Raw genomic sequence first — 2,878 nt, forward strand, 5'->3', positions numbered from 1 at the left:
CGCTCCAGTCCGGTATTCCACGCTACCGGCCACGGCGCCCCGTCCACTCGCTCTCGATCACTCGCCGGAACGGCAACAAGAACTGATCGAGTAAGGGAGCCAGCGAGACGCGTGTATTCATCATCGACACCAGCAAAAAGGGGTCCGGAACTGCAATGAGGACTCATCGGCGTAGTCGAATCATCAACCCTTCAGCGGAGGAGAAACGAGGGTGCGTGGGGACAGGAGCCGGTATGCGGTCGCCGGCTGAGCGATCAGCGCGGACCCATTCACGGCGCTTGGATAGTTGGCCGCACTCACGGCCGAGACAGCGCGCGTTCCGTACGTCTTCCTGGGCCAAAAGCGCCGAAAGATCGACTGAGGGCAGGTTGTCTGGGCCCTAGCTGACTACGTGACCACTACGTGACCACCCGATAGACACAAACTCACCGCGGGATCAGCCTCCACAGAATGCGGCCAAGCATTCATTACGATCGATGCGGCCAGTGAAGTGGGGGTATCGGTGCATCAATTAGATCAGCAAATCGGCTATCTTCGAGCGACGCTTGAGCAGGAGAAGAAGCCGGTCGGTTTCATGCTTGGGGCAGGGGCTCCGATGGCGATGAAGAACGCCGACGGAAGTCCACTCATACCGGGGATCGAGCAGCTAACAGATATGGTTCGAGACCAGTTGGCCGAGCCCTACTCGGGGGCAATAGAGACACTTGTTGGGCACCTGGGTCTGAAGGACGGAAAGAACCTCGAGGCGGTATTGAACTATGTTCGACTTCTCGCCGCGCTTCCCGGTACCGAGCCAGTCAGAGGCGTCGAAGTGTCGACGCTAGCGAAGCTTGATGCGGAAATTTGTCGCGGCATCCGCAAGAACGTAGACATAACCCTTCCTTCAGGGGACACGCCGTATCAATCGCTTGCTTTGTGGATCAGCGCAGTTAGGCGGCTCTCGCCAACGCAGATCTTCACTACGAACTACGATCTTCTTGCTGAGCAGGCGCTCGAACGGCAGAGAGTGGCCTATTTCGATGGGTTCATGGGTTCGAGAGAGCCAAGCTTTGATCTGCAAGCCGTTGAGGAAGACCAGCTCCCCGGCCGCTGGAATCTGCTTTGGAAGCTTCATGGTTCCATCAACTGGTCGCAAGATGCGGACGGGAATGTCGTGCGGCGACCGGCCGACGCGGACGACGATTCTTCTGCGCTCGTGTATCCGAGCCACCTCAAGTATGACCAAAGCCGTCGCTTGCCCTACCTCGCGATGATGGACAGGTTGAAAGCCTTCCTTCGCAAGCCTGGCGCGGTTCTCGTTACATGCGGCTTCTCGTTTCGAGACCAGCACATCAACGAGGTTCTCGACCAATCGTTGCGATCGAATCCGACCGCCACGGTGCAGGGGCTATTGCATGGGTCTTTGGACGAGTACGAGGACGCGGTCGGTCTAGCGACGAACCTTCCGAATTTGATCCTTCTGGCTCGAGATGCGGCGGTAGTTGGCACGATTTCGGCCCCGTGGGCCGAAGCCACCAGCGCGGAGGGAGATTCGGTTCCAACCGAGTCAGACCTTGGCGACTTCGAAACATTCGGCAAGCTACTACGTGATCTTGTTGGAGATGTTGCGGCGAGCGGTGCAGTCGATGAGCGCTGACCCGACACACATTGCGGACATCACAAATGTCCGCGGTGACACCATAACGGCTGCGGTGTTGCCCGAAGCGGCCCCGGGTCTGACATTTTCTCGGGGGCACGCATACTTCGTGGGTCAAGTGGGCGCCTATGTGCGGATACCGCTTGGGTTGGTCGACCTATTTGCAGTCGTGGTTCAGGTTGGATCTGCTCCGCGATCTGACGAGATCGAAGACGGCTCGATACCTGGGCGTCCGTGGATGACATTGGAGCTGCTCGGAGAAGCTCATCGAAACGGAGCATTCGTACGCGGCGTCGCGCGCTTTCCCTCGATTGGCGACCGAGTCCTTCTGGTAACCGCCGAGGACCTCAACAGAATCTATGAGATCCAGGATGCGACCCGAGCCGTTCGTATCGGTCGCGTCTCGAACGCCCCCCATCTGCCAGCGATGATCGACGTCACCAAGCTTCTCACTCGTCATGCGGCAGTAGTTGGAAGCACCGGAAGCGGTAAATCGACGACCGTGTCTTCGATCGTGGGCGCGATTGCCGCTCCATCCCGATTCCCGTCTTCGCGAGTGTTGATCGTGGACGTGCATGGCGAGTATGCCCACGCGTTTGGTGCTTCCGCGGTCACACTCCAAGTCGACGCAGGAGAGTCAATCGGGGGTGAACGCGGCGACCAACTGTGTCTTCCGTACTGGGCGTTGCCATTCGAGGACTTCGCATTTCTCGCTCTCGGGGCCATCGATGAGAACGCTGCGACGATTGTTCAGACGCTCGTGACGGATGCAAAACGCGAGTACGTCGGTCGTCATCCGGAATTGGATCTCAATCCGAACGCGGTTACTGCAGATACACCAATTCCGTTTAGTGTTCGACAGCTTTGGATGACGTTACATGAGATGCACTTCGCTACTCACACGGCTCAGCCCAACGCCCAAACAGAAGGTTCCCGAGCCTACGCACTTGACGACAACGGAGTTGAACTTCGCGGCGATCAAGAGAGTGTGACGCCGCCCACATACAAAGCCGCAACGAACGGAGCCTGACCCGGTTTCCCGGACGGTTTCGGTGTGTTGATCATGCCGCGATTTCGGCGGTGGTGTGAAGGGCTTCGTAGTCGGCGGGGCTGAGGTAGTCGAGGGCGGAGTGCCGGCGGCGCGGGTTGTAGAAGCCCTCTATCCACTCGAACATGGCCGAGGCCAGCTGCGTCTTCGAGTCCCAGCTGGTGCGGCCCACGAGGTCGCTGTGCAGTGTCGAC

General features: G+C 58.8%; 3 protein-coding genes. 2 read left to right on the forward strand and 1 reads right to left on the reverse strand.

The window, feature by feature from the left end; genetic code table 11:
• Positions 1–490 precede the first annotated feature (490 nt).
• A complete protein-coding gene (locus JNB50_RS24850) occupies positions 491–1,636 on the forward strand; it encodes an SIR2 family protein (RefSeq protein ID WP_208042755.1) in 1,146 nt (381 codons plus the stop codon).
• Positions 1,626–2,666: an ATP-binding protein gene (locus JNB50_RS24855; RefSeq protein WP_208042756.1), complete on the forward strand. Its 1,041-nt coding sequence runs from the start codon at positions 1,626–1,628 to the stop codon at positions 2,664–2,666. The genes JNB50_RS24850 and JNB50_RS24855 overlap by 11 nt, the downstream gene beginning before the upstream one ends.
• Before the next feature lie 31 nt (positions 2,667–2,697).
• Here the strand turns inward: JNB50_RS24855 and JNB50_RS25365 are convergent.
• On the reverse strand, positions 2,698–2,878 hold a 181-nt coding region (locus JNB50_RS25365; RefSeq protein ID WP_243768962.1), incomplete at its 5' end, for an IS3 family transposase.

Source organism: Leifsonia sp. TF02-11 (genome assembly GCF_017565305.1).
GTDB lineage: Bacteria > Actinomycetota > Actinomycetes > Actinomycetales > Microbacteriaceae > Leifsonia.

Coding starts and splice junctions, on each gene's coding strand:
- JNB50_RS24855 (WP_208042756.1), top strand. CDS start 1,626: ATGAGCGCTGACCCGACACACATTGCGGACATCACAAATGTCCGCGGT.